At 54.0% G+C, this 24,049-nt stretch carries 22 protein-coding genes; 5 read left to right on the top strand and 17 right to left on the bottom strand.

What is annotated here, in order from left to right:
- Positions 1–100: 100 nt before the first annotated feature.
- The 7 genes from WFP70_RS06030 to WFP70_RS06000 form a co-directional block, all read right to left on the bottom strand.
- Positions 101–2,038 carry a methyl-accepting chemotaxis protein gene (locus WFP70_RS06030; RefSeq protein ID WP_160834502.1) on the bottom strand — a complete coding sequence of 646 codons (1,938 nt, stop codon included), beginning with the start codon at positions 2,036–2,038 and terminating at the stop codon, positions 101–103.
- A gap of 227 nt (positions 2,039–2,265) precedes the next feature.
- The gene (locus WFP70_RS06025; RefSeq protein ID WP_034829794.1) at positions 2,266–2,733 is read right to left on the bottom strand and encodes a GlcG/HbpS family heme-binding protein; all 468 of its coding nucleotides are present in this window, start codon (positions 2,731–2,733) and stop codon (positions 2,266–2,268) included.
- A 65-nt stretch (positions 2,734–2,798) separates the two neighbouring features.
- Positions 2,799–4,193 carry a c-type cytochrome gene (locus WFP70_RS06020; protein WP_337022951.1) on the bottom strand — a complete coding sequence of 465 codons (1,395 nt, stop codon included), beginning with the start codon at positions 4,191–4,193 and terminating at the stop codon, positions 2,799–2,801.
- Positions 4,194–4,195: 2 nt separating this feature from the next.
- On the bottom strand, positions 4,196–5,788 hold the full coding sequence (locus WFP70_RS06015) for a GMC family oxidoreductase (RefSeq protein WP_182058372.1): 1,593 nt from the start codon (positions 5,786–5,788) through the stop codon (positions 4,196–4,198).
- Between the two features lie 21 nt (positions 5,789–5,809).
- Entirely contained in the window at positions 5,810–6,466 is a 657-nt protein-coding gene (locus WFP70_RS06010; RefSeq protein ID WP_337022950.1) for a sugar dehydrogenase complex small subunit, read from the bottom strand.
- A gap of 2 nt (positions 6,467–6,468) precedes the next feature.
- Positions 6,469–6,945, bottom strand: coding sequence for a GlcG/HbpS family heme-binding protein (locus WFP70_RS06005; RefSeq protein WP_034829790.1), 477 nt, complete (start codon positions 6,943–6,945; stop codon positions 6,469–6,471).
- 39 nt (positions 6,946–6,984) lie between these two features.
- The gene (locus WFP70_RS06000; RefSeq protein ID WP_337022949.1) at positions 6,985–7,383 is read right to left on the bottom strand and encodes a DoxX family protein; all 399 of its coding nucleotides are present in this window, start codon (positions 7,381–7,383) and stop codon (positions 6,985–6,987) included.
- A gap of 479 nt (positions 7,384–7,862) precedes the next feature.
- Between WFP70_RS06000 and WFP70_RS05995 the strand changes: the two genes are divergently transcribed.
- The 3 genes from WFP70_RS05995 to WFP70_RS05985 all read left to right on the top strand — a co-directional run bounded on the left by WFP70_RS05995 (position 7,863) and on the right by WFP70_RS05985 (position 11,084).
- Positions 7,863–8,840 carry a hydroxyacid dehydrogenase gene (locus WFP70_RS05995; protein ID WP_337022948.1) on the top strand — a complete coding sequence of 326 codons (978 nt, stop codon included), beginning with the start codon at positions 7,863–7,865 and terminating at the stop codon, positions 8,838–8,840.
- A gap of 3 nt (positions 8,841–8,843) precedes the next feature.
- Positions 8,844–9,536: an RraA family protein gene (locus tag WFP70_RS05990; RefSeq protein ID WP_337022947.1), complete on the top strand. Its 693-nt coding sequence runs from the start codon at positions 8,844–8,846 to the stop codon at positions 9,534–9,536.
- A gap of 87 nt (positions 9,537–9,623) precedes the next feature.
- Positions 9,624–11,084, top strand: a complete 1,461-nt coding sequence (locus WFP70_RS05985; RefSeq protein ID WP_337022946.1) for an MFS transporter — start codon at positions 9,624–9,626, stop codon at positions 11,082–11,084.
- Positions 11,085–11,165: 81 nt separating this feature from the next.
- Here WFP70_RS05985 and WFP70_RS05980 read toward each other — a convergent pair whose 3' ends face one another.
- Entirely contained in the window at positions 11,166–13,628 is a 2,463-nt protein-coding gene (locus WFP70_RS05980; RefSeq protein ID WP_337022945.1) for a membrane-bound PQQ-dependent dehydrogenase, glucose/quinate/shikimate family, read from the bottom strand.
- 737 nt (positions 13,629–14,365) lie between these two features.
- Here WFP70_RS05980 and WFP70_RS05975 point away from each other — a divergent pair.
- The gene (locus tag WFP70_RS05975; RefSeq protein WP_337022944.1) at positions 14,366–15,472 is read left to right on the top strand and encodes a Fic family protein; all 1,107 of its coding nucleotides are present in this window, start codon (positions 14,366–14,368) and stop codon (positions 15,470–15,472) included.
- Between the two features lie 98 nt (positions 15,473–15,570).
- On the opposite strand, the gene WFP70_RS05970 is transcribed toward WFP70_RS05975, so the two are convergent.
- The 3 genes from WFP70_RS05970 to WFP70_RS05960 form a co-directional block, all read right to left on the bottom strand.
- Complete coding sequence (locus WFP70_RS05970) at positions 15,571–15,945, bottom strand: YebG family protein (protein ID WP_045834108.1); 375 nt, start codon at positions 15,943–15,945, stop codon at positions 15,571–15,573.
- A 74-nt stretch (positions 15,946–16,019) separates the two neighbouring features.
- A complete protein-coding gene (locus tag WFP70_RS05965; RefSeq protein ID WP_034829783.1) occupies positions 16,020–16,814 on the bottom strand; it encodes an SIR2 family protein in 795 nt (264 codons plus the stop codon).
- Complete coding sequence (locus WFP70_RS05960; protein ID WP_058962360.1) at positions 16,811–17,371, bottom strand: non-canonical purine NTP pyrophosphatase; 561 nt, start codon at positions 17,369–17,371, stop codon at positions 16,811–16,813. The genes WFP70_RS05965 and WFP70_RS05960 overlap by 4 nt, the downstream gene beginning before the upstream one ends.
- 412 nt (positions 17,372–17,783) lie before the next feature.
- Here WFP70_RS05960 and WFP70_RS05955 point away from each other — a divergent pair, with 412 nt between their 5' ends.
- Positions 17,784–19,145 carry a putative bifunctional diguanylate cyclase/phosphodiesterase gene (locus tag WFP70_RS05955; RefSeq protein WP_337022943.1) on the top strand — a complete coding sequence of 454 codons (1,362 nt, stop codon included), beginning with the start codon at positions 17,784–17,786 and terminating at the stop codon, positions 19,143–19,145.
- 45 nt (positions 19,146–19,190) lie between these two features.
- Here WFP70_RS05955 and WFP70_RS05950 read toward each other — a convergent pair whose 3' ends face one another.
- The 6 genes from WFP70_RS05950 to WFP70_RS05925 form a co-directional block, all read right to left on the bottom strand.
- Complete coding sequence (locus WFP70_RS05950; protein ID WP_337022942.1) at positions 19,191–19,523, bottom strand: hypothetical protein; 333 nt, start codon at positions 19,521–19,523, stop codon at positions 19,191–19,193.
- A gap of 454 nt (positions 19,524–19,977) precedes the next feature.
- Complete coding sequence (locus tag WFP70_RS05945; RefSeq protein ID WP_182058941.1) at positions 19,978–20,883, bottom strand: ABC transporter substrate-binding protein; 906 nt, start codon at positions 20,881–20,883, stop codon at positions 19,978–19,980.
- Positions 20,883–21,677 (bottom strand): amino acid ABC transporter ATP-binding protein, encoded by a 795-nt coding sequence (locus WFP70_RS05940; protein WP_337022941.1) that lies wholly within the window; start codon positions 21,675–21,677, stop codon positions 20,883–20,885. Before WFP70_RS05940 ends, WFP70_RS05945 begins: the two co-directional genes overlap by 1 nt.
- A complete protein-coding gene (locus WFP70_RS05935; RefSeq protein ID WP_337022940.1) occupies positions 21,661–22,581 on the bottom strand; it encodes an amino acid ABC transporter permease in 921 nt (306 codons plus the stop codon). The genes WFP70_RS05940 and WFP70_RS05935 overlap by 17 nt, the downstream gene beginning before the upstream one ends.
- A 9-nt stretch (positions 22,582–22,590) precedes the next feature.
- Positions 22,591–23,103: a GNAT family N-acetyltransferase gene (locus WFP70_RS05930; protein ID WP_160867696.1), complete on the bottom strand. Its 513-nt coding sequence runs from the start codon at positions 23,101–23,103 to the stop codon at positions 22,591–22,593.
- Between the two features lie 9 nt (positions 23,104–23,112).
- Positions 23,113–24,045, bottom strand: coding sequence for an ABC transporter substrate-binding protein (locus tag WFP70_RS05925; RefSeq protein ID WP_034829776.1), 933 nt, complete (start codon positions 24,043–24,045; stop codon positions 23,113–23,115).
- Positions 24,046–24,049: the final 4 nt, after the last annotated feature.

The raw sequence follows: 24,049 nt of genomic DNA, 5'->3' as shown, positions 1-24,049 counted from the left end.
TGTGGAGGTCATTGTCGGCCATGAGCAAATAGCACAAGGCCGCGCCTTACGTTATAAGGCGCGGCCCGTTGTGACAAGGTCTGCAACGCAGACGGCTGGCTCAACTCAACTGAAAACGTCCCACCGTTTGTGCCAGTTGTGCCGCCTGATCTTCCAGCGAACTGGCCGCCGCCGACATCTGTTGCACCAGCGCGGCGTTCTGCTGGGTGGTGCCGTCCATTTCATTCACCGCGATGGTGACCTGGCTGATACCGCGCGCCTGCTCATCGGATGCCACCACGATCTCACCGATGATAGTCCGCACTGAATTCACTGCCTGGGTCATCTCCTGCATCGTCTTACCGGCGTCCTGCACCAGCTGAACACCGCTGCCGACACGCTGGCTCGACTCCTCAATCAGCGCCGCAATCTCTTTCACGGCGTTAGCACTGCGCTGCGCCAGATTACGCACTTCAGAAGCCACCACCGCGAAACCACGCCCCTGCTCACCGGCACGCGCCGCTTCCACCGCCGCATTCAATGCAAGGATGTTAGTCTGGAAAGCGATGCTGTTGATGATGGCAGTGATATCGCCAATCTTCTTCGCACTGTCATCGATCTGCGCCATGGTCTGTACCACTTCACCCACCAGCGATTCGCCCCGGCTGGCGATCTGCGTGGCGTTTTCCGTCAACGCCGTCGCCTGATGCGCATTAGTGGCGTTGTGTTTCACTGTGGCGGTGATTTGCTCCATGCTGGCGGCGGTTTGTTCCAGTGCCGCCGCCTGTTCTTCCGTGCGCGAGGCCAGATTGAGGTTACCGCTGGCAATTTCGCCAGCGCCCTGACGAACGGAGGAACTGGCGTCCTGAATTTGCCCAACAATCTCACGCAGCTGGTTTTGCATAGTATGCAGCGCATAGAACAGGCTGCTGTTATCGCGCCCTTTCAGTGTGATGACGTTATCCAGCTTGCCGTCCGCCACCGCCAACGCAATGGTCGCGGCTTCCAGCGGCTCGCCACCGATCGGTTTCAATACTTTGCGGCTGAATAACAGCCCCAGCAGGGCGCAGACCACCAGAATGCTAATGATCATCAGGATCACGGCGTTGACCAGTTGACGATGCGCCGCCGCCATCACTTTACTCACCGGCGCGACCACCCCGAGATACCATTTCTGATCGCTATTACCGATCACCACCGGCTGCCAGGTGACCAATGCATCTTCACCCAGTAACGCGTCATGCTGTTCCATGACGTCTGAACTGTAGTGATGGGTATCGCCTTTCCACGCTTTGCTGGTTTGGTTTTTATCCGGGTAAGACACTACATTCCCCGCACTGGACAGCAGCATGGCGTAGCCCACGCCATCCCAGGGTTTGATTTTATTCACTTTCTCCTGCAGCGAGGCCAGTGAAATATCTGAAGTCACAACACCCCACAATTTCCCCTGGCTGAGAATCGGCGCCGCCACGGACGTCAGCAGTGTGGGAACACCGTTGTAGGCATAGCTGTAGGGTTCAATTAGTGTGTCTTTTTGACTTTTCTGCGGTAGCAGGTAGTAGTCACCCTGGCCCGGTGTAAAGATCGAGGTTAGCGGGTGCATCTTGAAATTGCCCGACTGATCGCGATCGACGAAGAAGGCATAACGCCCCTTCGGTGCAGCACCTGGCTGGGTGGCGAACTCGGCGTCGCGGCCATCGAAGGCGTTTTCTTCAAAGACCACTGAAATCGACAGGTAGTCAGGGTTATCGCGCAGTGCCGACTCCATGACTTTATCGGCGACTTTACGATCCTGAATCCCTGCGGCTGGCAGCGCTATCAGACTGTGGCCGAGGTTATGCGCCACGTCTCGCGCATAGCTCAGCTCCTGCTGGATTTGCAGTGCCTGGGTTTGTGCAATCTGCTGCAGATAGTTTTCGGCCAGTGACTTTTGCTCGTTGCTGGACTGCCAGCTCAACACGCCGATGGTGACGGCAAAGCCGAGGGTGATGGTTAAGGCGCCCGTCAGCAGCATCTGCGTGCGGGTGCTCATTGTTTTCTTTGATGCGTGTTTGGCCATTATGGCGCTCCTGGAGTTGACACTTTTTCGGTTAAAAAATGAACCACTCCCTGTGCACCTACATCCCTCTGTAGAGACTATCGGCGCGCGGCGCAGGAACTTGATGGATGAGCAGGTCGGAGGAGAACTGAATGAGGTGTTGTGTTGCACGGGCGCCCTTCAGGCCGCCCGCCGGTGCATCAAAGTGCACCTTTCCGTCATGAATATTTGAGCAATGACCGTCGTCGTTATTTAAAGCTGTCGCTTGCTGCTTTGGCGATGGCGATTTCATTCGGGTTAGCAGAACCGCTGACGCCCACCGCACCAATGGTGTTGTTCTGCCACACCACCGGTGAGCCGCCGCCGAGCGGAATGACGCCCGGTAAGGTCGCGATAGCCGGTTCTTTACCGTTGGCGCGATCCATATATTTGTCTGTTGGCGTGCGATACAACGCAGCCGCGCGACCTTTCAGAATCGAGGAATCGATACAGCCGACCGGTGCATTGTCCATACGGTTAAATGCCAGCAGCTGGCCTGACTGATCCAACACGGCAATACAGACGTTGGCGTTCAGCGCGTGCGCTTTTTCCTGCGCGGCCGCGATCAGCTTCTGCGCATCGCCCTGAGAAAGAATGGTTTGCGTCAGGGTGGCATGCGCGGCAGCAGAACCAAACAACGCGGCGCTCAACAGCGCAAGGGATAAAGCCTTTTTCATTGAAGTTACTCCTTAAAGGGTCATACCGTTATGAATACGGGCGACGTCAACGCCGCCCGTAAAAGTTATTTCCGGCGGCGCAGAAGAAGGATCAACGCCCCCACGATCACCAGCAGCGCAACGACGCCACCGATGATGCTTAACGCATGCGCGTATCGCACCAGCCAGCTGCCGCTTTCGCCTTTCAGCGTTTGCTCAACGTCAGCTGGCGTAATCGCATGCTGCGGGTTGCCGAAGTTGGTAGAGACGTAGTCCGCCACTTTGGCCAGTTCGGCCTGACTAAATTGCGTGCGAAATTCCGGCATAAACGCGTGATCGTTGCCAGTCTGTCGGTCCACGCCTTCCGCAATCGTCATGATCAGGTTGGCGGGATCGTCTGACAGCACCGCTGAAGATCCCACCAGCGAGGGATAGAAACGCTGAGCATCGTGGGTTCCGCGCCCGTCACTGGCGTGGCAGGTGGCACAGGCACCGTTGTACAGTTGCGCCCCGCTCATCGCATCGCCGGAGACATAATCGGCGATCTCATTTTTCATGCCGGTTTCAATGGCTGACAGCGGTGTAGGCTGTGGCGCTACCGATGGGGCTTTACGATCCGCGCCGCCAATCGCAGGCACCTGCTTCAGGTAATGCGCCATTGCCTCCAGATCGCTCTGCTGCATTTTCGAGAACGAGTTCTGCACCGCGGTGCCCATCTCACCCGCGGCAATCGCTTTACCGTGCAGCGCGCCGGTGCGCAGATAGGTGACAATTTCCGCTTCGCTCCAGTCACCGATGCCCGCCTGTGCATCTGGCGTGATATTCGGTGCCGTCCAGCTGCCAACCTTGCCGCCCGACAGGAAGCGATCGCCCTGTTCCGCCATCATGCCGTTACGTGGGGTATGGCAGGTGGAGCAGTGCGCCAGCGTGCGCACCAAATACTCGCCGCGTTCTGCACTGCCTGCGGCCGCATCGCTACCCGGCACGGCCTTGCTATCCAGGAACAGTAGATTCCACATCGCCATCACCGGTCGGAAAGAGAACGGGAACGGCAGATCGGTTTCAGGCGCCGGATGATCGTCGGCTGGCACGCCGAGCATCAGATAGGAATAAAGTGCGTGGATATCCTCATCTGAAAGTCCGGCAAATGAGGTATAAGGCATCGCCGGATAGAGGTAATGATTGCCCGGTGCTTTGCCTTTGCGCATCACCGCAGTGAAATCCGCCAGGCTATAGTTGCCAATCCCAGCGGTTTTCGACGGCGTAATGTTGGAGCCGTAAATCATCCCCATCGGTGACTGAATCGCGTAACCGCCCGAGAAAGGTTTGCCACTGTGCGGATCGCGATGGCAGGCCGAGCAGTCACCGGCGGTGGCCAGATATTCCCCTCGCTTGACCAGATCCGGCGAAGCATCCTGTGCCTGCACGGCACCGGCCAGCAACAGGCTTGCCGCAGCCAGATGTCTGATATGTTTGCGCATGATCAGATCTCCCTCGCGATGGTATCGGCCATACGCAACGCCAGCGCGATCCCCGTCAACGTAGGGTTCACCGTGGCAGAGGTCGGCATCACGCCGGTGGTGGCGAGGAACAAATTGGGATGGTCCCAGCTACGACAATGCGCATCGACCACCGAATCACGCGGGTTATCCCCCATGATGGTGGTGCCCATGATGTGATACTGATTACGCCAGCCGGTCGGGGCTTCAATCACTTCACCGTTAAAGGCCTGCAGGAAGTTAGCGAAATCCTTGTACGCCTGCGGGCGCATACCGCGCACGTAATCATCAAGATGGTAATTGACGTTGAGCATCGGCAGGCCAATTGAATCTTTGCGATCGTAATTTGGCGTCACGCGGTTGGTCGGACTTGGCAGCGTTTCACTCATGGTACTGATGTTCATGATGCGCGAGGCGCGGTCGCGAATCGCATCATCCAGCGCTTGCCCCATCATGCCTTGCTTCAGCAGCGGCACAGTGACATCAACGTTGGGCACCAGGTTACGCAGTGAATAACGGATCGCCGAGTGCTGTGCGCGACTGGCTTCATCGCGGCGATTGGCGATAGTACCGTGCTGCACTGAACCGCGCCCGGTCCACAGCGGTTCGTCAGCAAGGAACGTCAGGCTCAAACCGGTGTGATCCATCAGGTTACGACCGACCTGATCGGAACTGTTGGCCACTTCATTCATCAGCAGCAGTTTCGGCGTTTCCAGCCCGTGAGCAGCGATGATGAAAGTTTTGGCGGTGAGGCGCGTGTCTTTGCCATCGGGCTGACGGTAGTGCAGCGCGACGATCTTGTTACCTGCGCCTTTCTCCAGCTTCCAGGCCACACATTCGGTGCGTAACTGCACGCCCAGCGCCACGGCTTTATCGACGTGCATATCACCGGAATACATCGCGCCAATCGGACAGATCGGTTCGCAGTTGTTGTTACCCGCGCAAGCCGGACGGCCATCATAGGGCCGTGACACGCGCGCGTGCGGCTCATGGATCACCTGATAACCCATCGGGCCCAGCTTTGATTGCATGCGCTGCACCATATACGGCTTGGCTTCCGGCGGCAGCGGATATTCCGCTGAACGTGGCGGATAGTGACCGCGCCCTTGTCCGCTTTGGTCCTCATCGGCGGTGCCGACCACCCCGACTTCGCGCTCGGCTTTGACATACCAGGGCTCCAGCTCGCTGTATTCAAACGGCCAGTCGCGGCCAACGCCGTACACACTTTTAAGCTTAAAGTCGTTGGGTAACAAGCGCCAGCAGGCAGATGCCCAGTGACGCGTACTGCCGCCGGCTACGCGTAAGTAGCTGGTGACATACTCGAAATCGTCATCCCCTTTGGCATCGATATAGCCTTCGGTGTAAGAGTTGGGTGCCCACGGCAGATTCGGATATGGCGTGCACCAGTTACGTTTACTGGCGCCGTTTCGGTAGTTTTCCACCACTTTCCAGCGTGGAATATAAGGCCCTGCTTCCAGCATAATCACCGATTTGCCCGCTTTCGCCAGCTGATAAGCGGCGTTGGCGCCCAGCGCACCGGAGCCGACGATCACCACGTCAGCATCAAATTCACTCATGATGTACCTGCTCGATTCTTGTTATAGGGTATTGTGCTGCGCCAGCATCGCCTCGGCTTCCACGAGGGTTTTGGCTTTGCCCTGCACCATCAGTAACCAGGGTGCATCAGGCTGCTTAATCTGCTTTGCGGCGAGGGGCGATTGATCGCCCCATTCGCGGATCAAGGTGGACATCGGTGGCGCTGTCACGCCCGGAGGCACTTCGGCCCAGTAATCTCCGCCCGCTCTGGCATAACTTGGGCGAATGGTGTGATCACGCGTGGGCTCATACATCAGCGCCGACAGGAAGGTCACGAAGTGCGCGTCATCCACCGCTTTGGTCGTAGATGGATGACCGGTATAGCCGAGATACCACGGCGAGATAATCGTTAGCGCGGTCTTCACGTCCGCGTCATCGAGTTGCGCGACGATCTGCTCACGATCTTCGCTTTGCAACGCATTGAGACGCGTCATCAGGCGCGCTAGCTGAGCCGGGAACCCTGCATCCTGTTCACACAGCAGCGTCCATAACCGTTCAGAAATGCCGATATCGAGGCCACGGCGTCCGGTTAACAGTTCACTGGCGCGCAACAGCAGCGCTTGTGAGGCATCAGCAGGTGCGGCCAACAGGGGTTGCAACGGGATAGAAACGATGACCGGTGTGGCCATCATCAGTTGTAAAAAACGTCTTCTTTCCATGGCTAACCTGCTTTTAACGCCGACAGCGCGCCCTGCGCCGCTTCCGCATCCACGTTGCCATCTGGCGTGCTGACACCAATGGCGCCCACAACCACACCGTTCACTTTCACTGGCTCACCGCCAGGCAGCGGCACCACCACCGGGTTACCCAGCATGCCGACATTACCGGCAGCGATTTTCTGCTGGAAGCTGGACGTCGGCACGCCAAAGGCGGCGGCTGAGTGCGCTTTCTTCGGCGCGAGTTCGCTGTTGGCCAGTGTGGCACCATCCAGACGCTCATAAGCGATCAGCTGACCAAAAGGATCGACCACCGCAATCGCGCCGCCGATGTGATGGCTGCCAATAATCTGCTCAGCTTTCTCCACCAGCTGTTGCGCCTGGTGATGGGTTAATACGGCGACCTGGTTAACGGGTTCGGCGGCCTGGCTCGCGGCACAGAAAAGTCCACCGCACAGCAGCACTGTCGGGAGTTTTTTCATGGGTGTTATCCTGAATAATTAAAGGGTTAGGTGAAAATATTAATGACGTGCTAGACGTTGCTGAATCAGATGATCGAGGCTCCATTTACCGCCGCCGTTCAGACACAGCATCAGCAAACCAGCAGCGCAGGAGATATTTTTTAACCACACCATCAGGTGTGCGTGGCTGTATCCCTGATAGAACAGGAATCCGGCCAGAACCGAGAACACCGCCATAAAAATGGCCGTGAACCGTGTCAGAAAACCAAAGGCAATGGCCAGACCGCCCCCCACTTCCAGCAGGATCACCAGCGGCAGGAAAAAGGCCGGAACACCGTTGTTCGCCATGGTTTGTAGGTTGTCTGCGTAGTGGGTGATTTTGTCGAGACCTGAAGCGAAGAACAGACCCACCGCCATGACGCGGCCGAGCACAGCGAAGAGATCTTTTGAGTGAGACATGATGTAACCGTTCTATTATGTAGTTGTTAATGAACCAAACGGTACACTCTATAACTTTAGTTACATTTATCATTTCGTGCGGCTAAAAAACGCGCAATGCATGAGTTGTGCAACTTTGCGGCGCACTTTGCTCAAAACAACGACGATAAAATAACTGAGGGGCGTCAGGGTAGTGAGGTAGGTTTTTGAAGTAGATCACACTATTTATGCGGTCTTTAGCCTGCTGATATACGGCCGCTGCGCTCCGCTAACTCTGCGTTTTTAACGATTTTTCAAGTAAAAATCCTAAAGCGTATAGCAGAACACAATCCCAGCAACATGCGATCTGTTTGTTAACAAAATTCCAACGTTATGGCGTGTGACGATTCAACTTCCGTCTCAAGTCATTATTCCTGTCAGGAATGAATTAATAACCTTCGCAGAATATTTTTTATCGGTTGTCGATGCCAGGATGACGTAAACCCTATCGGAGAACCGACATGACTTATCGCTTTCTCGTGACCACTACCAGCCTCGGCCAGGGCGGCCGTGAACTGCTCGCTGAAGCAGGCTGTGTGGTCGATTATCTGGATGACGCCAATGACGTTGCGGAAGTTGAACAGCGTATGAGCAGCGTGGCGTATGACGCGGTGATCTCGCGTACCGTTGAATTGAACGCGAAAGCCATCAACGCTTGTCCAACGCTGAAAATCATCTGCAAGCACGGCGTTGGCGTCACCAATATTGATGTAGCAGCGGCGACTGAACGCGGCATTCCGGTGCTGACCACGCCAGCCACCAATGCGCAATCTGTTGCCGAACTGACGCTGGCGCTGATGCTGAACTGCGCGCGCCGTCTGCCCTATTTTCAGCAGGAAGTCGCCGCCAGGCGCTGGACCCGCAGCGGTGATGGCGAAGAACTACAGGGCAAAACCCTGGGTCTGGTCGGCTTTGGCGAAATCGGCCGCCGCGTGGCGCGCTTCGCGAGAGTGATTGGGATGCAGGTCGCATTTTTCGATCCCGCTGCTCCGGCTGATGGTGACTTCGAAGGCGCGCAACGCTGTGATTCACTCGACGATTTACTGCCACTAGCAGATGTGCTGAGTCTGCACTGTCCAGTCACGCCAAAAACCCGTCTGATGATCAACGCACAATGCCTGGCAAAGTTGCCTGCTCACGCCACGCTGATCAACACCGCACGCGGTGAATTGATTGATGAAGATGCGCTGGCTGCCGCATTACAGAGCGGGCAACTGCGTGCCGCAGCGCTGGACACGGTGACCCTTGAGCCGCTGGCTGCCGATCATCCCTTCCGCGCGCTCAGCAACCTGATCGTAACCCCGCATATTGGCGGTTCCACCCCGCAGGCATTGGATGCCGTCGCGCAGAGTGCGGCACGTCAGTGTCTGGCTTTTCTTGTTAACCAACAGATCAACCCATCCGCCTGCGTCAATCCGCAGGTGTTAAACCGGAGTTAACTTATGACCATCCACAAAGACTGGCCGATTGGCTATTTCATCGGTGAGCGCGGCGCACAGATTGATGCGGGCGTGATTGATGCCTTCCGTGCCTTGCCGGTGCCGAACATTGGCGACTCCATGGGGCGCAGTGTTGGTGCGCTTGGCTTACAGGCTTATCACAACGATGCCAACCTGGTGCTGTGCGGCCCGGCGATCACTGTGAAGGTGCGTCCTGGCGATAACCTGATGATCCACAAAGCCATCGAGATGGCGCAGCCGGGCGATGTGATCGTCGTCGATGGCTCGGGCGATCTGACTCAGGCGCTGATCGGTGGCTTGATGCGCACCTCCGCCGTCACCAAAAAGATTGCCGGTTTCGTGATTGATGGCGCCGTGCGCGATCTGAATGAATGGGCAGAAGGCGGTATTGCCTGCTGGGCTCGGGGTAACACTCTGCGCGGCCCTTCCAAAGAAGGCCCAGGTGAAGTGAACACCACCGTGTACTGTGCAGGACTGGTGGTTTCACCGGGCGATTTGATCGTGGCAGATGCCGACGGCGTGATTGCGATCCCGCAGGATGAGCTGAGTGTGTTGCTGCCTCGCGTGCAGCAACATGCACAGCGTGAGGAAAAGATTCGCGCCAGCAACGTGGCAGGCAACAACGATCCTGAACGATTCAACGCCATTCTGCGTGCTAAAGGCTGCCCGGTTTAACGTTAAAGCTGAATCACCTGTGTTATCGGGCGCGGCCATCCGGCCAGCCCTTAACAAACCATTATAAAAACAACGGAGTACCCTACCGTGCTGAAAAAAATTTCGCTGAGCGAGTCGATCCCCCCGCCGATGACCTGGCGTGAAAACTTCACACCAGAAGAAGGCAAAGCATTTGGTGCGCAACTCTCTGCGCGTCTGGAACGCTTACCCGCCGCCCGCCCGCTGTGGCTGATTATTTTTGCGCTGGCATTGGGTGGTTGGTTTGAAGTGTATGACGTGTTCCTGACCGCCTATATCGGCCCCGGTATGGTGCGTGAGGGGATTTTTTCCCACGGCAGCCATAACTTTTTTGATCCCCATAGCCTGGGGGCGTTTGTCGCGGCGATGTTCCTCGGGGTTTTCCTCGGCACCCTGTTGATTGCCAATCTGGCCGACCGCATCGGGCGCAAAAAGGTGTTTATCATCGCGCTACTGGTTTACGCGATCGCCAGTGGCATTATGGCGTTTCAGCACCATCCGTTTTCTATTGTGTTCTGGCGCATTGTGTCGGGGATTGGCGTTGGCGCTGAACTGGTCACCATTGATGCGTATGTCTCCGAATTTATTCCGGCGCGTCTGCGCGGCAGATCTTATGCGTTTGTGCAGGCCATCCAGTACACCTCAATTCCGACCATCGCTTTCCTCTCATGGCAGCTGGTCCCCCAGGAAATTCTCGGGCTGAGCGGCTGGCGTTGGGTGGTGTTGTTTGGCTGCATCGGCGCGGTGCTGGTGTGGATCCTGCGCATGGGCTTACCCGAAAGCCCGCGCTGGCTGGTTGAGCAAGGCCGTTACAAAGAAGCGGAAGACGTAGTACGCAGACTGGAAGCGCGCGTGGCTAAATCCACCGGCGCGGCGCTGCCTGCCATTGATAACCCTTTGTTGCAGCCCATTGAATCTAAACCGGCAGTGAAAAATGAGATGTGGCGTCCGCCTTACCGCCGTCGCACCCTCATGCTGCTGGTATTCAACTTCTTTCAGTCGATTGGCTATTACGGTTTTGCCAGTTGGATCCCGACACTGCTGGCAGCAAAAGGTGTGACGTTCACCCACAGCTTGCTCTATTCCTTCCTGATTGCTTTTGCCAGCCCATTGGGGCCGCTGGTGGCAATGACCTTTGCCGATCGCATTGAGCGTAAGTGGCTGGTGAGTGGCTCCGCGCTGGCCATTGCCCTCGTCGGCACGGTATTTTCCTGGCAGTCGCAACCGGTGATGCTGGTGACGCTGGGACTGCTGCTGTCGCTGGCCAGCACCTGTATGACTTTCTCTTACCGCGCCTATCAGGCGGAATTGTTCCCGACGCGCTTCCGTGCCAAAGCGATTGGTTTGGTCTATTCGGTGAGCCGTATCAGCGGCATGTTGTCAGGCTTTACCATTGCCTGGGTGCTGAGTGAGATGGGGGTCAGTTCAGTGTTTGCCGTGATTTCCGGCGCGATGGCGATTGTGGTGTTTACCATTGGTGTGTTTGGTCCACGCACGCTGAATCGCCGTCTGGAAGAAGTGAATCCCTGAGAACATGATGACCACAGAGATGTGATGACAATGTGTTTATGGCGGGATTAGGCCGCAGCCTAATCCCGTTTTGAATGGTGGTTATTTCTGTTCAGGCAGCGCGTATGCCAGCACATAGTCGCCCACCGGCGTCTCCATAAAGTGATGCCCTGCCGCGACAATCACCAGATACTCACGTCCATTTTGCGTGTAGATCATTGGGTTGGCCTGGCCCCCTGCAGGCAGTTCCGTGCTCCACACTTCCTTACCGGTTTTCATGTCGATGGCGCGGATTAAGTCATCGGTGGCTGCCGCGACAAAGATCAGGCCGCTGGATGTCACCACAGAACCGCCATTATTCGGCGTACCAATGTTAATCGGCAATCCGGTTGGCAGACCAAACGGGCCATTGCGACGTGCAGTGCCCAGTGGACGATCCCAGATAGTGCGGCCATCACGCAGGTCAATGGCGCGGATGCCACCGTACGGCGGCTCTTTACACAGCATGCCGGTGTACGGCAAGCGCCAACCCGCATTCACGTTCACCGCGTAAGGCACGCCGATTTGTGGATCGCCTGCCCCTTCCGCATGACCGGTATCGTGTGGGTTATACGGGATTTCATCGCGGGGTTTCCAGCCCATCGCATCGGCTTTCGCACGCGGCACCAGAATGTTGTAGTTCGGCATATCGTTGTAGTTAGCAATGATGATGCCGCGAGTCGGATCCACTGCCACGCTGCCCCAGTCAGAACCGCCGTTATAACCCGGATACTCAATCGAATGACGATCGGCTTCCGGTGGTGTGTACTGCCCTTTATAACTGGCTTGCTGGAACTGAATGCGGCACACCAACTGATCCACCGGTGTTAAGCCCCACATATCCTGCGGCGTAAGATCCGGTTTGCTCAGGTGATGGAACAACGAATAAGGCTGGGTTGGCGAACGCTGATCCGGCTCGACGCCGCCGCCGGGTACAGGGCGTTCCTCCACACCAAACAGCGATTTACCGGTGCGGCGATCTAACACATAAATCTCACCCTGTTTGGTCGGCATGATAATTGCCGGTGTCTTACCGCCGTTTTTATCCGGATAATCCACCAGCGTGGGCTGAGAACCGGGATCGTAATCCCACACATCTTTGTGTGCTGTCTGGAAAGTCCAGGCCGGTAAGCCGGTATCGATATTTAATGCCGTCAGTGAGACCGAATACTTGTTTTCGGCAGGCGAGCGCGTACCGCTCCAATAGTCACCGGAGGAGTTCCCGACCGGCAGATACACTAATCCTAACTTGTCATCACCGGTGAACGAGGTCCAGACATCCGGTGAACCGCGTTTATAGGCATTAGGTCCTTTCTTCGGTGTCGCCGTATCCGGGTCGGCAGCATCCCATGCCCATTTCAGCGCGCCCGTGCGCACATCATAGGCTTTGATGACGCCCGGCGGGCCAAATGCGCGCTGTCCATCGATCGTCTGATGTCCCACTACCAACGTGTCGCGTATCACCACCGGCGCGGAGTTGATAGCCACATAGCCGTCGTAGGTTTCCCCCATATCTTCTGCGAGATTGACCGTGCCCTGATTGCCGAAACTGCGGCACACTTCACCGGTTTTAGCGTTCAACTCAATGATGCGGGCATCCAGCGTACCGAGAATGATGCGCTGCTGGCAGTCACTGTTATCACTGTTCGGTGCAACAGCCGCTTCCTGTCCAGTGGTTGCATGGCTGTTGGTCTGGCTGTCATACCAGGTTAACCCACGACAGGCGGCGGTGTACGGAATAGATTTGTCGCTGACTTTCGGGTCAAAATGCCACTTCTCTTTGCCGGTAGCGGCATCCAGCGCGAACACCATATTGCGTGCGGTACAGGTATAGAGCGTATCGCCCACCTTAATCGGGGTGTTTTCACCGCCCCAACGCGCTTTGGGTAAATCACCGGTGCGGAATTGCCAGGCCAGCTTGAGGTCTTTCACGTTATCCGGGGTAATCTGGCTGGCATTGGCGAAACGCTGCGATGCCAGAGAACCGCCGTAGGTATACCAGTCACCATTGTCTGGCGTGGACGCTTTCCCATTACCGGTATCCGCCATGAAGTTGGCCGAACCCGCAGCGGGTACATCGGTGGCCGGCGTTTCATTAAGTGGTGCAAAGGGCAGCGCAGCCGCAATCACAAAGGCGACAATCAGCACCGCCGCCAGCGCGCGTGAAGCACCCCGACTGACGCGCGGCGCCAGATTGGGTAACTGAAAGGCAAACACGATGCCGAGAATCAGCATCAAGGCAAAGCGCGGCACCCAGCGCCAGTAATCCAGCCCTGACTCCTGAATGGTCCAGATCAGCGTACCGATAAATACCAGCGCGAACCAGCCTGCACCGCTGGTGCGCTTCATCAATATCAGTACAGCAGAGACGATCAGCCCTATACCAGCCAGCACGTAGTACCAGTTTCCACCTAAGGCCACCAGCCAGCCCCCGCCTGCGGCCAGGATAATCCCCAGCAACAGCAGAATGAGGGCAAATAGTTTATTCCAGAACGAAAGTCTGGGTATTTGGTTTGCGATGTTCAAAATAATGTCCTTTGCCATAAACGATTGCAGGATTGTGTATTTTTTAAACTTCGCGATTAACTCTAGAATATCTGGAGGGTTATGCCGGGATATTTGGCAAATATGTTCAATAAGCGGCACTTTTTATCCGCTTAAATTCCTTATAATTTCTGTGATAAATGGTTTAGCGAAGCGAGACCCAACACCTTTTTCTCTGCCCGGATCATTTTTTACCTGTGCATTTCCGCGACAAAATCCTGCTGTTTTTGATCTGGCGCAAGATCGTCATCTCATCATCCTGTCAGCTTATTCGTAACAGGGCGCATGACGCCAAATAACAAGAGGAATGCATCATGACAGGTAAATTAGGCTTAACAGGATTGCTATTGGTTTGGCTGGTGTATGTGGCGTGGATGGTGAGCTACTACTCTGGAACATTTTCACTTTTCACCCATTGATCTGCTCTCCATCACTGCTACAGCGATAGTCACTTCATTTTCCCATATGGCGGCGCTCAGGTCGCCATCTGGCACACAGACCCTTTCCTGGCTCACCTAAAATTTCAGCCTGAAATCGCCACCCATTTCGCCTTCTCATGCGGCTTACATTCGTTGGTGGGCTGAATGAACTGGCGTTTGAGCCGATTAGGCAGTATCATTCAACTCATTATGTGAGCCGAATAAAGCGGCTTTATGGCTCATTAATTGAGCCTAATCACCAGACTGTTTGGCTCACTGGCAAAGGATATGAGGCAATATATGTGGATATGGCAGAAACCTGATTGGCCAAGTTTTCGCTGGCAAGAGGAAAAACTCCTGCCACGATTGCGCTATCTCCAGCAGCAGCGAGGCATTTTGCTGGGCCGCGCAAGCATATCCGATAACACCGATACGCAAACGTTGAATACTTTGCTCACCAACATCCTGTCTTCCTCCGCCATTGAAGATGAGCGTGTTAACGCCGAATCGGTCAGGTCTTCCCTTGCGCGGCGATTAGGTGTCTCGCTGGAGCAGCCCTATCCCGTTTCCGAACGATCTGAAGGACTGGCCACTATGATGATGGATGCCATCACTCAGCGCGATACGCCACTCACGTTTGAGCGGCTGTGTTTGTGGCATCAGTGGCTTTTCCCGTCGAGTGAATGGACGATTAAGCGTTTAAACGTAGGCGGTTTGCGCGGTGAAGAACCGATGCAGGTGGTGTCCGGACGCATCGATCGTCCAACTGTCCATTTTGAAGCGCCACCGCGTGATGGGCTTGAACGGCAGCTTGATCAGTTTATTCGCTGGTTTAATCAGAGCCATGACGAGGTTCAGCTCGATCCGCTGCTGCGCGCCGCCATTTGCCATCTGTGGTTTGTCACGCTACATCCCTTTGATGATGGCAACGGCCGTATTACGCGTGCGCTGACGGATTTGGCGCTGGCACAAGCAGATAGCCAAAGCATCCGGTTATATGCCATGTCGTCATCGATTCTGACCCGTCGCACGGATTATTATCGGATTTTGCAAGAGACACAGCGTGGCGATTTGGACATCACTGCCTGGATGCTGTGGTTCCTCGATGTGCTTAATGACAGTCTGGAAGAGGCGCTGGCATCGGTCACGCGGATACAGAACAAAGCGAAATTCTGGCTGATGCATCACAATGCCCAATTGAACGCTGAGCAAAATCGCGTATTGAATCGCTTGCTCGATGGCGGAGAACAAGGGTTTGAGGACGGCATCAGCGCCAGCCAATACCAAAAAGTGGCGAAGGTCAGTAAGGCCACGGCGACGCGCCATTTGACGGAATTACTGGAGAAAGGTTGTCTGGAGAAATTACCGGGCGGTGGGCGTAGTACGCGTTATCAGATCAAGCTGTAGAGTTTAGTGAGGCAACAGGAGCGACCTTCTCGCCGCTCCCAGCTCTCAGCTCTCAGCTCTCAGCTCTCAGCTCTCAGCTCTCAGCTCTCAGCACAGTATCAGGCAGCTTTAACCGCGCGCACTTTCTTTTCAGGTTTACCGGTGTCTGCTTCGGCAGAAGCTTCAGATTCCGCAGAGGTTTCAGATTCCGCAGAAGCCTCAGTCTCGACTTCAGCTGATGCTTCTTCCTTTACCGCATCCGGTAATTTGCTGGTACGCAGGATATGCTGCACCGCATCCTTCTGTTCAGCCAGTAACATGCCTAACGCTTCAGCCTGTGCCTCATCCAGTTCAGGCTGATGCTGCTGCAGCCAGTCGGTGAAGGCGTCCGCCATATCGAGCATTTTGTCCCAGGCATCCGCGTCTTTTTTATTGGCAAACGTCATTTTTTCTTCACCCTTTCTGACAACAACATATTTGGTTTCGACTGCCATGATGCACCTCGGTTAACTGTATTTATATACAGTATATTCTAAGCAAACTTTTTTGAGCAAACATTTTCTGCTCATTAAGCCAGTAATTCTTCCAGGAACGTCGCCAGCGCTTTGCGCGGATCGTCCTCTTCTGAAACGATCATTTCAATACCCCACTGCCCCAACACTTCTTTAGCCACCGGATTATTGCGGTTGGTAAACAGGTAGGATTTCGGCCGTGCGGTCGCTAATCCCGTGCGGCCCCACATCTTGGTCAGGCGGTAGAATAACAGACGAATGTTAAAGTCACTGATGCTGTAACCGACAAACAACACCGAGTTGCCCATCACGTCATGCGTCAGTTTGATATCCAGCGGCGAATCGAAATAGAGGCGCTCGAAATAGCTGCTTTCATCCAGCACGATGGACGTATCATCGTCAAAATCACCATGAAGTTTAATGATATGACGCTTGTCTTCAGTCAATGACACCAAATCTGCCGCATTCGCCACTTTGCTGTACGGCACATTGTGAGCTTCGTGCGCCATCTCCAGCCAGCGATCGTAATTGGTGGTGTAGATGCGTGAAAAGTTACCTTGGGTGATCATGGTGTGAATTTCTGAGCTGCGCACGTCAATATCCGGGCGATGCCATTCACGATCCATCCAGCTGCGTAATGGTCCGAGCGAACCTTTGCGTTGCTTGTAATACTCCGCCAGCGAAAGATGTGTGCCATAAGTATTAAAGATCTTCGGGTCGTAACCCAGTTCTTTGGCCAGATGCGCAATCAGCTCATGCCACTCCGGCAAACCCAGATTGCGTGAAATACCCGCGCCCGCAAACAGGATCAGTTTGCCTGCATCGTAGGCGCGTTTGAGTTCCGGTTTCATGCCAGTCCCCGTGATGTTTTAAGAAAGGTGGCGAAGCGATCCAGTGCCAGGCGGCGCATGGATATTTCGTTTTTGAATTCACCCATTTCAGCGAAGGTCTGCGAATGGCCTTCTGGAATGAATACGCAGTCCCACTGAAACTCGCGTGGTCCGGCCGGGGCCGGTGCGATGGTGCCGCGCAGTTCCCCCTCAAACTGGTACATTTTACGACCATCGCAATAGCCCAGCACGGTTTTGGCGGTAACGCTGGGGCTATCCAGCCCGCTAACCAGTTTGGTGAAGCGTTCAGCGTTCAGTCGGCTCCAGAAAATGCGCGTCAATCCGGCAGGCAAACCATTCAACCCATCCAGATACAGGCCGGTGTGCTCAACAAACAGTGGACGCCCAATGATGGAAAAGGCTTTGGTGAGTTTGTCACGTACCAGTTCAACTTCATTTTCTGTTTGGATCTCTTCGATGCGGCGGGCGATGGGAATGACTTCGACGCCGACCGGCTCCAGGATGGTGCGCACTTCGGCAAGCTTTAGCTCATTGGCAGATAGAAAGCGTATTTTCATTGCAACCAGTCGTTTTAAAGTGGGTTTCACAATCGGGCCAGGCCAGGCTGAATACGTGTCCAGCGCTTGTTGTTTTTGCCTCTGGCACTGCAACTACCTTAAGGCACTGAGGTTTCATTCTAACGTGTGCACTTGCCATAGGGTAGGCGCAATCGCGGTAATCATAAAATGCGCTGCGAGTTTTCAACCTCTTTTAACGCGCCGCATGCAGGCGGAAATAATCGACTTAAGTCACCTCAATCGGCCAGTTTTACCCGGATAAATGCTCATTTCCTCTAACATAGGTCAAATCATAATGCAGCTTGAATGAGTGTAAATAACGTGAAAACAGTTATGACAGCCGTCACGCTTTTCCTTAATATACCTGACTGAAAACATTAAATAATTATGACTATAAAACTGAGAATAGCTAATGATCTCTTATTTCAGTTCAGGATTTTCAATCATTCGCAATCTGCCGTTTGTTTTGAAAGGCGATAGCCTGGAAAAGAAACTGCGTTTAACCTTGTTGATCGCCGGGACATCCAGCATTGTGGCCGGTATTTACATGGTGTTGTTTAACGTTGTTAGCGGGCACCATGACATTGCCTGGTTATATGCTGCCAGCACATTACTGGGTGGTTACATCACCAGTGCAGCCTTCTGCAGTGGCTTAAAACGCAACCTTTACATCATCGTGCATGCACTCTTATTCAGTATTATCCTGCTACTATTACTGGATAATTATCATTCAATTGTTAAGCGCTCGGAATACAATTATCTGATGGCTCTGACCATCGGTTCCGCGCTGGTGCTACGCCAGCAATCGAATTACCTCAGTAAAATTTTTCCTCTCATTTGCCTGGCGTTTTATCTGCTGTTTATCGCCACGGGATTAACCTGGCAAAGTGGGGCTTTCAGGCTGAGCATACCTGAGGAACCTGGTTTCTATATTGTTAACTGCAGTGTGTCGATTATCGCGCTACTGTTAACCGTGTTTACGTCACGCGGTGATTATTCGGAGACCGACCTGATTAAACGGGAGCTTTCCAACGCCATCGAAAAGAACCAACTGGAGCTGTACTATCAGCCACAGGTGGATACCAATAAAAAGTTGATAGGCTTCGAAGCCTTATTGCGCTGGAAACATCCGGTTAAAGGTTTTATCTCGCCCGAGGTGTTTATTCCTGTGGCGGAGAAAAGTGGGCTGATTATTGAGATTGGCAAATGGGTGATGGAGAGAACCCTGCAGCAAATGTCTGACTGGGATCGCATGTATCATCTTAGTAATTTGATGTTTTCGATCAATATCAGTCCACTGCAGTTGATGCATCGGGATTTTACCCAGGATACTTTGCTGACGCTCTCACATCACAAAATCAGTCCGGAAAGACTAAAGTTTGAAATAACTGAAACCACCTTTATTTACGATCAAAAAAGAATCAGCAGTGTCATTGAGCACTTCAGTCAGTTAGGCATTAAATGGGCGATCGATGATTTTGGCGTAGGCTATTCATCGCTGAAATCGATCAGTGATTTCGCGATTGATGATATCAAGATCGATAAATCGCTTATCATGCATATTTTTGACAATGAATCCGCCGCCATTGTGGTACACAAAACGATTGAACTGTCGCGTGAAATGGGATTGAACGTGCTGGCTGAAGGGATCGAAAGCGAAGAGTATTTCGACTACCTGCGCGACAAAGGCTGTAACCTGTTCCAGGGGTATCACTTTGCCCGTCCGCTCCCTGCGGGAGAGGCTGCGCTTTGGATCCGTAAAGCCACCACATAAGAGACTTTTGCCATGGCGGCGGCTGAGCCGCCATTGTGCACAGGATTAAAATATCGCTTTGGCGATCGTTAACGCCAGTCCTAACGTGACGAGTTGCATTGAAACCATCCATTTGGTTTGTTTGTTCAGCGCCTGGTACAGATCGCCCCTGATCGCCAGTACATCCGCTTTGGTCGCGTAATTTTCCTTTATGGACGCAACATCGGCTTTCACTTCACGAACCTCGGACCGTAATTCTGCTATTTCTAATTTGACTTCAACGATTTCAGTCCTGACTCCAGCCATATCCTGTTTAGTGGCGTAATTCGATTTAATAACGGCAACATCTGTAGCGATGATGGTAACCGTCTCTTCCAGTTTCCTGACTATTGACTCCATGAAAACGCCCCCCAATCTCGGCCGCTTAATTTCTCTGCACTGTAGGGATTGCGCGTGGCAGATATTAAGTTGACCTCTTATATTTTCAACTAACATGTTAACCCCAATCTTTTATACGTTGATTGGGTAATGCAGGTTAAGCCAGACTCATTCAAAATCCTTTTTACTCTTTTTCAACCTCACATTCCCTCTGGAAACACCAATATGACACCTTACCGACAGGCTAAACAATACCGTTCCTTGTAAGAGAAGATAAAAAACCATCTGAAGCGATTAATTAAATGCAAGGCGAGTTTATTTCACGGTCAAAAATCGAGATTTACCGTTTAATTCATGCCAAAAAAAAAAAAAAAAAAAAATAAATAAAAGAATGAATAAGTTCACAACAACGCTGAAAAGAAAAAACTCACAACAATCAAGCTGTGAGTTTTCTCTCAATTAACAAAAAAATTATTTATTGATAAACAATCCCAGGCGGATTGACCTGTGACGCCTCCACGCCCTCCTCCTGTTCTCCCCAGCGTGCCAGCACTTGTTGGTACTGTCCGCTGGTTATCGCTCCATTGATCGCCTGCTGTAATGCCACATCCAGCCCATTACCTTTTTTAGTCGTCACTGCCACCCAGGCGCGGAACGGACCGTGACCGACGATTTTGGTTTGACCGCGTGACGCCACTTTCCATGCCGCCATGGCTTGCGGGCCAAATGAAGCATCGGCGCGCCCGGAAAGCAACGCCAGCGTCGCTGAGGCATCATCATTGAGATATATCGGCTGAACCGGAGCCAACCCCTGTGCACGGTTTTTCGCATCCCAACTCAGCAAAATTTTCTCCTGGTTGGTACCGGAACCGACAATGATGCGTTTACCCGCCACGTCCTCGCGCCCTTTGATCGCCGTGATTGCACTGTCCGTTTTCACGGCGAACGCATGGTTATCCGCGCGGTAAGTCGCGAAATCGAACTTCTGTTTCCGTTCTTCCGTCACCGCGATATTAAACATCGCCACATCATAACGTCCGGCGGTGAGGCCCAGCGGCCAGTCTTCCCAGGCGGCAGGCACCAGCTTGAGTTTCAACCCCAAACTGTCGGCCAGCAGCCGGGCGAAATCAGGGTCGCTACCAATCAGCGTTTTATTGTCTGATGCCCACAAGCCTATTGGCGGGGAATTGGATGCGGAAGTCGCGACCGTCAAATATCCCGGCGTCACAAAATGAAATCCAGCCGGAATTTTGGCGATGGCTTGCGGGTTAGCCGGAATGTGGATTGGCGTTTCGTTGTTTTTTGCATCCAGCGTTGCTGCGGCACACAGTGGCGAGCTGAACAACCATGCGGCCAGCGCGCTGACTATCACTCTTTCCATTACAGCACCCGCGCCAAAAATCGTTTCGTACGCTCATGACGCGGTTGGTTCAACACCTGGTGCGTACTGCCTTGTTCGACGATACGACCATCAACCATAAACACCACCTGATCCGCCACTTCGCGCGCAAAACCAATCTCGTGCGTCACAATCACTAGCGTGGTGCCAGAGCGTGCCAGCTTCTTAATTACGTCCAGCACCTCACCCACCAACTCAGGATCGAGCGCCGAGGTCGGTTCATCAAACAGCATCACGCGTGGATTCAGCATCAAGGCACGTGCAATCGCGATGCGCTGCTGCTGGCCACCTGACAGATGGCGCGGCCAGGCATCAGCTTTATGGCGCAATCCCACGATATCCAGCAATTCTCCCGCCCTTTCAATCGCCTCGCGTCGTGACAATTGACGATGGGCAATCGGTGCTTCAATCAGGTTGTCTAAAACCGTCAGATGGGGAAATAAATTGAAGTTCTGAAACACGTAACCGACGTTGTTGCGCTGGCGCAAAATCGCCTTCTCTTTCAACTCATACAACTTGTCACCACGACGTTGATAACCGATGTAATCGCCGTCGATTTGAATAAACCCTTCATCCACGCGTTCCAGATGATTAATGGTGCGCAGTAGCGTGGATTTCCCTGATCCTGACGGGCCAAGAATCACCGTCACCGAGCCGGGCTCCAGCTCCAGTGAGACGTCATCCAGCGCTTTGTGTTTACCAAATGACTTGCTGACGCCGGTAATGCAGATGGCGCCGGTAGTATGCAAATTGCGATAATCAATGGCTTCGGACATGAGAAAGCTCCTCATTGGCGGTAGCAGAGCGATTGCGCCATTGACGCCAGCGCGACGGTTGCGGTTCACGCGTCACGCTGCGGGCCAGCAAACGTTCAACGCTGTGCTGCAGCAGTGACAATACGGTGGTGATAATCAGATACCAGGCCGCACCCACCATTAACAGCGGGATCACCTGCTGCGTGCGGTTGTAGATCATCTGGATGGTGTAAAACAGTTCCGGCATCGCCAACACGTACACCATGGAAGTCCCTTTGGCGAGGCTGATGATTTCGTTAAACGTGGTGGGAATAATGGCGCGCAATGCCTGCGGCAGAATGATGCGGAAGGTACGACGGGACGAGGACAAACCCAGCGCCGACGCTGCCTCAAACTGACCGTGATCGACACCCAAAAAGCCGCCGCGAATAATCTCCGCACTGTAGGCGCTCTGCACCAGCGTCAATCCAATCACCGCTGCCGGGAACTGCCCCAGCACATTGATGGTCTGGAAATGCCCCCACGACAACGCCGTGAAAGGCACGCCGAGCGACAGCGTGTCGTACAGGTAGGAGAAGTTATACAGAATGATCAGCACCACAATCAGCGGCAGCGAGCGAAATAGCCAGATGTAACCAAACGCCAGCGTGCTCAATAACCATGACGAAGAGAGCCGCGCCAGCGCCAGCAGGCCGCCAAAAATCAAACTCAGCACCGTGCCGAACAACGTCAGTAACAGCGTTTGCCCCAGCCCTGTGAGAATCACCGGATCAAAGAACCATCGGGCAAACACACGCCATTCCCAACGGGGATTAAAGGCCACCGAATCAATCACGCTGGCGAGAATAAACAGTGCGACAATCGCCCCGATGATCCTTCCTGGATAGCGTGCGGGCACCACGGTTAAATGTTTTTCCTGACTCATCTCAACTCCTTAGCTGGCCTGCGCCACGCTGTGCACATCAATCACCTTGAGGAAGCGTAAACGCCCGTCATGAGGTGGCCGACTGTAGATTTCCATATCTTCGCGTAGCGCAAACTGCGGCTGATAGCCGTGGCCGATATACAGCTGAACGGCTTCCGGCTGGCGAAATCCGGTGGTCAGGAACACGCGCTGATAACCGGCGCGCAACGCACGCCGTTCAAGCTCCTGCAAAATCAGCAGCGCCAATCCCTGACGGCGCAGATCGCTACGCGTCCAGATGCGTTTAAATTCCGCGGTCACCTCGTCATAAGGTTTATAGGCGCCCATGGCGATGATCTCGCCGTCACGCTCCAGCACGATAAACAGCCCACGCGGCGGCAAGTACCACTCGGTTAATTCCACCTCGTTCGCGCTTTTGAAGAAATCGCCGTAACGTGCCGCATACTCGCCAAACAGACCGGTGATAATCGGCTGCAACTCAGCGGCTTCAGGATGCACTTCGCGGAAAAATTGCTGGCTCATGCAGCCTCCTTAGTCGCCAAGACCGGCTGGGTTGATTTCAGAGCGATCCAGACGCTCCACGCCTTCACCCCAACGGTTCAGCACCTTGTCGTAATCACCGTTCTTGATCACGCCGTTGAGTGCGGTGTTAATCGGTTGTACCAGACCGTTGTCTTTTTTCACCGTCACCGCAATGTGTGCGGCTTTCGGCCAACCCCCATCCACGCTGCCCACCAGTTTGGTTTGATGAGTTAACGCGGCTTTCCACGCGCCAATCACATTCGGACCGAAGTAGGCATCGGCGCGACCGGACTGCAGCGCCAGCGTTTGCGCAGCATCATCTTTGGTGTATACCGGCGTGAAAGGCTTCAGTCCTTTCGCCTGATTCTCTTTGTCCCACGCCAGCAGGATCGCTTCCTGGTTGGTGCCGGAACCCACAATGATGCGCAGCCCGGCGATGTCTTCGGCTTTGTTCAATGATTTAATCTGGCTGCTGGATTTCACGTAGAAACCCAGGGAATCTTTGCGATAGGTGGCGAAATCAAAGCGCTCTTTACGCTCTTTGGTCACGGTGACATTGGTAATCGCCGCGTCATATTTGCCGGAAGCCACGCCCAACGGCCAGTCTTCCCACGAGGTCGGCACCACATTGAGTTTCAATCCCAGGCTGTCGGCCACCAGACGGGCGATATCCACTTCGCTGCCGAGCAGGGTTTTGTTGTCATCACTAAATACGGTTAATGGCGGGGAGTTCAGTGCGGCCACCGCTACGGTAAATGAGCCTGGCACGGCAAACTTATGTCCGGCCGGAATTTGCGCCACCGCAGCGGGATTTGCCGCAGTGTTCACCGGTGTTTTATTGGCTTCGATGCTGATCTGCTGACCGTTCACCGCCACGTCTTCAGCCAAAGCCGCACTGCTTAAACTCAGCAACATCAGCGCAATCAGGGATTTTTTCTGCATAGCG

The organism is Pantoea sp. USMM079 (genome assembly GCF_037153115.1).
Taxonomy (GTDB): Bacteria; Pseudomonadota; Gammaproteobacteria; order Enterobacterales; family Enterobacteriaceae; genus Pantoea; species Pantoea communis.
This window is presented reverse-complemented; position numbering and strand designations above follow the sequence as displayed.

Bases quoted from the DNA above. Each gene is read 5' to 3' on its own strand.
- WFP70_RS05935 (WP_337022940.1), bottom strand. From the start codon at position 22,581: ATGAGTCAGGAAAAACATTTAACCGTGGTGCCCGCACGCTATCCAGGA.
- WFP70_RS05970 (WP_045834108.1), bottom strand. From the start codon at position 15,945: ATGGCAGTCGAAACCAAATATGTTGTTGTCAGAAAGGGTGAAGAAAAA.
- WFP70_RS06000 (WP_337022949.1), bottom strand. From the start codon at position 7,383: ATGTCTCACTCAAAAGATCTCTTCGCTGTGCTCGGCCGCGTCATGGCG.
- WFP70_RS05930 (WP_160867696.1), bottom strand. From the start codon at position 23,103: ATGAGCCAGCAATTTTTCCGCGAAGTGCATCCTGAAGCCGCTGAGTTG.
- WFP70_RS05990 (WP_337022947.1), top strand. From the start codon at position 8,844: ATGACCATCCACAAAGACTGGCCGATTGGCTATTTCATCGGTGAGCGC.
- WFP70_RS05960 (WP_058962360.1), bottom strand. From the start codon at position 17,371: ATGAAAATACGCTTTCTATCTGCCAATGAGCTAAAGCTTGCCGAAGTG.
- WFP70_RS05955 (WP_337022943.1), top strand. From the start codon at position 17,784: ATGATCTCTTATTTCAGTTCAGGATTTTCAATCATTCGCAATCTGCCG.
- WFP70_RS06005 (WP_034829790.1), bottom strand. From the start codon at position 6,945: ATGAAAAAACTCCCGACAGTGCTGCTGTGCGGTGGACTTTTCTGTGCC.
- WFP70_RS05965 (WP_034829783.1), bottom strand. From the start codon at position 16,814: ATGAAACCGGAACTCAAACGCGCCTACGATGCAGGCAAACTGATCCTG.
- WFP70_RS05925 (WP_034829776.1), bottom strand. From the start codon at position 24,045: ATGCAGAAAAAATCCCTGATTGCGCTGATGTTGCTGAGTTTAAGCAGT.
- WFP70_RS06030 (WP_160834502.1), bottom strand. From the start codon at position 2,038: ATGGCCAAACACGCATCAAAGAAAACAATGAGCACCCGCACGCAGATG.
- WFP70_RS05945 (WP_182058941.1), bottom strand. From the start codon at position 20,883: ATGGAAAGAGTGATAGTCAGCGCGCTGGCCGCATGGTTGTTCAGCTCG.
- WFP70_RS05975 (WP_337022944.1), top strand. From the start codon at position 14,366: ATGTGGATATGGCAGAAACCTGATTGGCCAAGTTTTCGCTGGCAAGAG.
- WFP70_RS06010 (WP_337022950.1), bottom strand. From the start codon at position 6,466: ATGGAAAGAAGACGTTTTTTACAACTGATGATGGCCACACCGGTCATC.
- WFP70_RS06015 (WP_182058372.1), bottom strand. From the start codon at position 5,788: ATGAGTGAATTTGATGCTGACGTGGTGATCGTCGGCTCCGGTGCGCTG.
- WFP70_RS06020 (WP_337022951.1), bottom strand. From the start codon at position 4,193: ATGCGCAAACATATCAGACATCTGGCTGCGGCAAGCCTGTTGCTGGCC.
- WFP70_RS06025 (WP_034829794.1), bottom strand. From the start codon at position 2,733: ATGAAAAAGGCTTTATCCCTTGCGCTGTTGAGCGCCGCGTTGTTTGGT.
- WFP70_RS05995 (WP_337022948.1), top strand. From the start codon at position 7,863: ATGACTTATCGCTTTCTCGTGACCACTACCAGCCTCGGCCAGGGCGGC.
- WFP70_RS05940 (WP_337022941.1), bottom strand. From the start codon at position 21,677: ATGTCCGAAGCCATTGATTATCGCAATTTGCATACTACCGGCGCCATC.
- WFP70_RS05950 (WP_337022942.1), bottom strand. From the start codon at position 19,523: ATGGAGTCAATAGTCAGGAAACTGGAAGAGACGGTTACCATCATCGCT.